A 7,039-nucleotide genomic window follows, 5' to 3' on the forward strand; every position below is an offset into this window, starting at 1 on the left:
TTATTTGCCACTACCAAAGAGTTTTATATTTCTATAATTGATTCAGTTTCTCTACAGTACTTAGTTATTATACACTGCGCTAAATTTCTTGGGCAATTTTTGCACATGCAATTATTTACTTTCCCATCACAATCATTAGAAATATATTCTGGGCACTTTTTACAATTAAAAACTACAATATCTGCTTTCATTAAATATTTCCTCGCAAACTAATCTTCTTGTTCTGATTCATATCTATTTCTATGAGCAATCATTATTTCATTTAGTATATCTCCCGTATTAGGTGGAGTATACGTTATAGCATTGGCACCAGCTTCAATAGTTTCTCTAATACTATTTTCATTCGGTCCTCCTGTTGCCATTATCGGGAACTCTGGATATTTTTCCCTTATTTGCCTAACTATATATGGTGTTCTTTTAGCACCTGATACATTTAATATTGTAACACCAGCTTTTATTCGTGACTCTATATCTTCAAATTCTGAGACAATTGTCACTATTATAGGAATATCTATTGTTTCTCTCATCTTTTTAATAACTTCATTAGGAGTAGAAGAGTTAACTACAACCCCCATGGCACCTTTAAATTCAGCATCTAATGCTAGGTTTATTACTCTTTTTCCCGTTGTAATAGCACCTCCAACTCCACAAAAAACTGGAACATCTGATGCTAAAAGAAGTGCCTCTGTTATTCTCGGCTGAGGAGTAAAAGGATATACTGCAATTACTGCATCTGCATTTGTATTCTTAATAACAGCTACATCTGTGGAAAATACAAAACTTTTTAATCTTTTACCAAAAATAATAATACCACTTGCATCTCTAATAACCTTAGGAAGTTCAATCATATGACTTCTTAATAATCCTTTAAATTCTGGCACATGTTTTCTCATTTTTTTCTCCTTTCCGTATAATTTTTAAACTGATTAGTATAATTAATATTATATTATTATAACACTTTAAACAATTATTTTTTACTAAAATTTATATTAGTTGTATATTCATCTGTGATATACTATATTCACAAAAATTTAAGTGCCTATGAGGAGGAGTATATGTATAAACGAATTGAAAAAAGTGCATATTTTCCCTATTATTTTATTTTAGGATATTGTCTATTAATAGCAATAATTGCATTTTTTCTTCAAAGCCCTAAAGATATAATGATAGGATTAAAAAAAATTATTCTTGAATCAGACGTTTTGATAACTGATTATATTGAATTATCTGGCATTGGAGCCTCATTTATAAATTCAGCCTTAGTAATAACAAGCTTGATTATTTTATTACTTATTCTCAAGGTTGAACCTAATGGTGCTATATTAGCTGGTTTATTTACCACTGCTGGTTTTTCATTATTCGGGAAAAATATTTTAAATATCTGGCCTATAGTCATAGGTATATTTCTATACTCTAAATCACAAAAATTGCCATTTACCAACTTTATAGTAATAATGCTCTTTGGAACTACCTTATCTCCAACAGTTGGTGAATTATTTTTTTCAGATTTCTTACCTTTTTATTTATCAATTATAGTTAGTTTATCTATAAGTATTTTTTTAGGATTTATATTAGCTCCTATGGCTTCTTATACCTTAAGACTTCATCAAGGCTATAGTCTAGCAAATGTAGGATTAGCTGGCGGTCTCATTGGTACAGGTCTAACCTCAATCTTTAGAGCTTTTGGAGTGGAGTTTGAAAAAAAACTTTTATGGTCAACTGGTAATAATACGCTTCTATTCTTAATACTATTATTCCTCTTTGTCGCAATGATATTAATAGGATATTTTTCGGATAAAAAATGTTTAAAAAATTTATTTATGTTATATAATTATTCTGGAAGATTAGTAAGCGATTATTACTCTATATTTGGAAAAAGTCTTACATTTATTAATATGGGTATGCTTGGTATTTTTGCAACAGCTTTTGTAATGGCTATTGGAGGAGATTTAAATGGTGCAACTGTTTCAGGTATATTTACAGTAGCAGGATTCGGAGCTTTTGGAAAGCATTTAAAAAATATATTTCCAGTTATAATAGGTGCAACTATTTCTGCACTATTAAATGTATGGGATATAACTTCACCAGGTATGGTTTTAGGTATACTATTTAGTACTACTTTGTGTCCTATTGGAGGACATTTTGGATGGTACTATGGAGTTTTATCTGGTTTTTTACATATATGTATGGTAATGAATATAGGATATCTTCATGGTGGAATGAATTTATATCATAATGGTTTCGCTGCTGGTTTTGTAGCTATGATATTAGTGCCACTAATAACTGCATTCAGAAAGGAGCAAGAAAACTAATGAAACATATTAATCAAAGGAATATGAAAATAGTAGATGAAATTATGATGTTTTGTCTTAATCATGGTGGTCATAATATAGATTTAAATTTAAAAAGAGAAGAGAAAAAAACTACTATTTTTATAAAAGCACATATAAATAATTTACCAAAGAATATCTTTAATGAAATTAAATCATCCTTATCTACCCCAAGAAGACCTGAAATGGAAGAATATTATTGGAATTTAAATGGAGATGATGATACTGATTGTGAACTTGCATTAGTAGGAATGATGACAGATGATGTTAATATAGAATATAATAATAATGAGCTTAAAATTGAATTAGTGAGATTAACTTAAGTAATTAATAACTTAAAAAGCTTCTTAACTATGCTAAGAAGCTTTATTCTATAATTCAACATAACGATTATTTTACGAAATTTAAAACCATTTCTTCAAATAACTTAAAAATTCTTATATCAAAAATAAATTTTAAAGATCTCTTGCTCTAATCTTTTATATAAAACTTTTAATACTAGCTGAAAAGGATTTAGATTGTTAACTCTTAATTAGATCGCCAATTGTATGTGCATGCTTTACTTTCTATTTTAAGTTCATCTAATATATGTTTAACTACATTTTTTCCTACTTTATCCTCTACCATTTCACAAAGAGCTATATCTAAATCATGCCAACCTACCCATTCTACTTCTGAAGACTTATTTATTTCTCCATCTTCATATTTTGCTACAAAAGTAAGCATTAATAAGTCTTTATCTTCTATGCATTGGCTTCCTAAATATTTAATGTTTCCTATGGTAATTCCTGTTTCCTCTTTAACTTCCCTATAAACAGTCTCCTCTACTGTTTCTCCATTTGTAACATACCCTGATACCAAAACCTTAGAATTTTTAAATATATAACTTTGCTTTAAAAGAAGTATTTCTGTATCTTTTACTACTGCTACTACTACACAAGGCTTAGGTGTATTAAAGAAAAACATATCATCATTTTCACAATATGGTACTGTTCCTTCATCCCAACTACTTCTTTCAATAAGCTTATTTCCACAAATAGGACAATAATTATAAATCATAAAATCTCCTCTTTCTTACCCTTACTTCTTAAATTTAAACTTATTACTCTTAGTTTATCATTTTTAAGCTTTTAAATTATAGTATAACCTTAACCTCTTTACTTAAAGTTATAAAGTCATCTCCAACTTCACATTCATAAGCAAAAATATCTACTCCCTTTGATTTGGCATATCTTAATGCTTCGCCAAACTCTTTATCCATTTTATCATGAGGAGAAAAGCTTTCAATATCATTCATTTGAACTAAAAATAGAACCCCTGCTCCTCTTCCTGTATGTTTTACATCTACTAATTCTAATAAATGCTTTCTCCCTCTCTCTGTAGGAGCATCAGGAAACATAGTTTTTTTATCTTCTTCAAGAGTCACTCCCTTTACTTCTAAATAATATTCGTCCCCATTATCATTACTTAATTTAAAATCAAACCTACTATTTCCAAAAGTTTTTTCTCTATTTATGATATTATACTTTTTTAAAGAAGGTATATTTCCCAATTTTAGTGCTTCCTCTACTACTTTATTGGGAATATGTGAGTCTATATTTATAAGCTTATCTCCTTTATATCCTGCAATAAGGTCATACCTTGTTTTTCTAGTAGGTGCATTTTCCTCTCTTAATACCACAGTGCACCCTGGAATCAATATCTCCTTACATCTTCCTGTATTAGGTACATGTACTAACTCTTCTTTACCATCTATGATAACATATCCTTGAAATCTATTTGGTCTTCTTATAAACTCAACTTTTAGTATATTATTATTAATTTTCATATTGCCATCTCCACAAACTTTCATTTTATTTAGATTCTATCTATATTAATATTGTAATATTAATGTAAAATATGTAACATATAAATTTTATTTGTAACAAATATGTAATAAATATATAATTTATTTGTAACTTATAAAATTAGCTATTTGTATATAATAAGATTATAAAACATTATGCTCGAAAAATATATGGAGGAATGTATTATGAAAAGCTGCAATAAAAAAGTTATTATTGCTATATTAATTCTCTTTGTTATATCAATACTAACCTTTGTGTTTTTTAAGAAAAATGTTCTTAAAGTAGCTTATGGCGAAAACATTTCCCATGCTAAGGATAAAGTATTATATAAATTTTTTAAATTACAAGAAAATACTACTTTATATTATAGTGGAAGTCTAGAATACGTAGAAGAGATAAGCGTAAATAGTACAGAAAGTAATGATAATGAAACTATAGTTAACATATCTGGTAAAGTAATTCCTATGAGTGATGAGGGTCTAGATGAGTCAAAGTTAAATATAAAACTTAGTTATATCCTTGATGGTACCTCTGTAAGACAAATTATTGAGAACCCTAATGATATGCATTCTCAATCTATAATTAAGGATAGTAAAATTCTTGTATCACCTTTAGCTGTAGATAATACTTGGATTGAAAACTTTAATTATAAATCTAAAGAATATACCGCATCTACTAAGATAATAAATATAGGTGAAAATGAAGAAGGTAAAAAGATAATAGAGACGGAAACTACAGTTAATAACATTGAAGGTTTTGGAAATAATACTTACAGAGAAATTAAAACTTATACTGAAGGTTTAGGTCTTACTAATTTCACAAGAACTTTACCTAGTTTTGGGGACAGTCAAACTCCTTGTTTTGACTTTACAAAAGAATTGTTTAAAATAGAGTAAAGCGTGACTAATAATCACGCTTTTTTATTGCTTTATATTTTATTATTATCTAAAAATATCTTTCTTTAAATTTTAAAATTTATCCACAATTACACCAAAACTTGATGCTTTTATCCACGGTTTATCCCTAAGTGTGGATAAAGATTTTTTATCCCCAGTAACTACTACCCCTATTATTCTAATTTTTTTTGAATCTATTTTCCCATTATTATCTTCTAATATTTCAAATATATTTTTGCATTTATCTTTATGTTTTTTATCTAAACATCCTAAATCCAAAATAAACCTTTCCTCAGGCTTTTCATATCGACTATTTGATGAATCTCTTTCCATAAATCCGATCATGCTATCAGAGGTCTCTAGTAATACTTTCTCTAAATTAGTAGTATCATTCATTTCAATTATGTCCTCTTTATTAAATGTATCTACCCAATACCATGCTAAATCTATGTCTTCAGCAATCAATTTTTGAACCTCGCTGACTGAATAATCTCTATCAAAAGACAATGCCATTTCTATGCTTTTACTGTCTTCTAATTCATCTAATAAATTTAAATCATTATTATACTTTTTAAAGCTAACTTTTGGATGGTAAAACTTCATTAATCTATGACCTAAACCATTATATATTGTTTCTTCTTCAATATCCTCATAATTTTGGGGAGCCTTAGGTAAAATATCTACAGTTGGTTCAATCTTGCCATTATCACTATTTAAAAACCCATAATTATATTCAATGCCTCCTAAACTTACACGTACTCCATTTATGTATTTATCATATCCAGAGATGGCATGTCCTGAAAAGAATCCCACCTGATAGCCAGTGCCATTACGTATAACATTTGGTGATGAAATATCTAAATAATAGATATTTTGTTCTACAATTTTATTTTCTAAATACTCCAAATAATAATTATTTGCAAAATAAGTAGTTATTAAACAAACAAAAAATACAAATACTATTTTAAATAATGACTTTATTTTTGTTATCCTAATAGATCTTTTGATTTTTTTATCACTGAATATATCTTCTATATTTTCTTTTTCAATATTAGATGCTAATTCTTCATTTATATTTTTATTATCTTTCTCCACTACCTTTCCCTCCATATTCCATTTTAAAACTTTTTCTAGCTCTATAAAGATATGTTCTTATTTTATCTTCACTCATATCTAAAATTTTAGATATATCCTTATAGGATAATCCAATATCATATTTAAGTATCAATAAATTTCTATAGGTTGGATTTAATTTATTTAATATAGATTCTATATCTATTTGATCATTACATTGAGTACTAAATTCACTAAAAATAGAAGTTATAAAATTTTTATCATCTATATTTACAGAAGGATATTTGGATTTTTTTCTGTATAAGTCATAATATTTATTTAAAGCTACTTTAAATAGCCATGAACTAATGTTATTTATATCAATAACATTAATATACTCTATAGTTTTACACATGGTATCTTGTATAATATCCTCAGCATCATGATGACTACAACCTATTTTTAAAAGATACTTATATATTATTTTTATATCATCTTTGAACAATTTATCTATCAATCCATCATTCATTTAATTCTCCCATATACAAATATTTTACTGTATTAAGTAATTTTAACTGTACCTTCATATATATAACGATTAATTATATAAAAAGTAAACAATATATTTTAAAATACTTTATTATCTTTATACATAATAAATAAAAGAAGCATCTTATTAAAGTTGCTTCTTTTATTACTATCAATAAAGCTCTATATATTTGATTAATATTGAGCATATCTATTATTATATCTCTATTAATTACAATAAAAAAATCCTTAGTACATCGTGTACTAAGGACTGGTGGCTCACCGGGGGATCGAACCCCGGACACCATGATTAAAAGTCATGTGCTCTACCGACTGAGCTAGTGAACCATATTGTTAGCTAAGTTTTCTTAGCTAACACTACCTG

At 27.4% G+C, this 7,039-nt stretch carries 9 protein-coding genes and 1 tRNA gene; 3 read left to right on the forward strand and 7 right to left on the reverse strand.

Features of this window, described 5'->3' with window-relative positions; genetic code table 11:
- Nucleotides 1-23: 23 nt before the first annotated feature.
- Both B3603_RS21225 and B3603_RS21230 read right to left on the reverse strand, forming a co-directional pair.
- Nucleotides 24-191, reverse strand: coding sequence for a hypothetical protein (locus B3603_RS21225; protein ID WP_291568721.1), 168 nt, complete (start codon nucleotides 189-191; stop codon nucleotides 24-26).
- 18 nt (nucleotides 192-209) lie between these two features.
- On the reverse strand, nucleotides 210-893 hold the full coding sequence (locus B3603_RS21230; RefSeq protein WP_291568723.1) for a hydrolase: 684 nt from the start codon (nucleotides 891-893) through the stop codon (nucleotides 210-212).
- Between the two features lie 162 nt (nucleotides 894-1,055).
- Here B3603_RS21230 and B3603_RS21235 point away from each other — a divergent pair, with 162 nt between their 5' ends.
- On the forward strand, nucleotides 1,056-2,312 hold the full coding sequence (locus tag B3603_RS21235) for a DUF1576 domain-containing protein (protein ID WP_291568725.1): 1,257 nt from the start codon (nucleotides 1,056-1,058) through the stop codon (nucleotides 2,310-2,312).
- Nucleotides 2,312-2,653, forward strand: a complete 342-nt coding sequence (locus B3603_RS21240; protein ID WP_291568727.1) for a hypothetical protein — start codon at nucleotides 2,312-2,314, stop codon at nucleotides 2,651-2,653. The genes B3603_RS21235 and B3603_RS21240 overlap by 1 nt, the downstream gene beginning before the upstream one ends.
- A gap of 205 nt (nucleotides 2,654-2,858) precedes the next feature.
- On the opposite strand, the gene B3603_RS21245 is transcribed toward B3603_RS21240, so the two are convergent.
- Both B3603_RS21245 and sfsA read right to left on the reverse strand, forming a co-directional pair.
- Nucleotides 2,859-3,389, reverse strand: a complete 531-nt coding sequence (locus tag B3603_RS21245) for an NAD(+) diphosphatase (protein WP_291568729.1) — start codon at nucleotides 3,387-3,389, stop codon at nucleotides 2,859-2,861.
- A gap of 76 nt (nucleotides 3,390-3,465) precedes the next feature.
- Nucleotides 3,466-4,158: a DNA/RNA nuclease SfsA gene (gene sfsA / locus B3603_RS21250; RefSeq protein ID WP_291568731.1), complete on the reverse strand. Its 693-nt coding sequence runs from the start codon at nucleotides 4,156-4,158 to the stop codon at nucleotides 3,466-3,468.
- Between the two features lie 204 nt (nucleotides 4,159-4,362).
- Here sfsA and B3603_RS21255 point away from each other — a divergent pair, with 204 nt between their 5' ends.
- Nucleotides 4,363-5,073, forward strand: a complete 711-nt coding sequence (locus B3603_RS21255; RefSeq protein WP_291568733.1) for a hypothetical protein — start codon at nucleotides 4,363-4,365, stop codon at nucleotides 5,071-5,073.
- A gap of 72 nt (nucleotides 5,074-5,145) precedes the next feature.
- Here B3603_RS21255 and B3603_RS21260 read toward each other — a convergent pair whose 3' ends face one another.
- From B3603_RS21260 to B3603_RS21270, 3 genes are all read right to left on the reverse strand, one after another.
- Nucleotides 5,146-6,168: an anti sigma factor C-terminal domain-containing protein gene (locus B3603_RS21260; RefSeq protein ID WP_291568734.1), complete on the reverse strand. Its 1,023-nt coding sequence runs from the start codon at nucleotides 6,166-6,168 to the stop codon at nucleotides 5,146-5,148.
- Nucleotides 6,155-6,655, reverse strand: a complete 501-nt coding sequence (locus B3603_RS21265) for a sigma-70 family RNA polymerase sigma factor (RefSeq protein WP_291568737.1) — start codon at nucleotides 6,653-6,655, stop codon at nucleotides 6,155-6,157. Before B3603_RS21265 ends, B3603_RS21260 begins: the two co-directional genes overlap by 14 nt.
- Nucleotides 6,656-6,926: 271 nt before the next feature.
- A tRNA-Lys gene (locus B3603_RS21270) sits at nucleotides 6,927-7,002 on the reverse strand.
- Nucleotides 7,003-7,039 lie beyond the last annotated feature (37 nt).

Source organism: Clostridium sp. UBA2485, from assembly GCF_002341865.1.
Lineage (GTDB): Bacteria > Bacillota > Clostridia > Clostridiales > Clostridiaceae > Clostridium_J.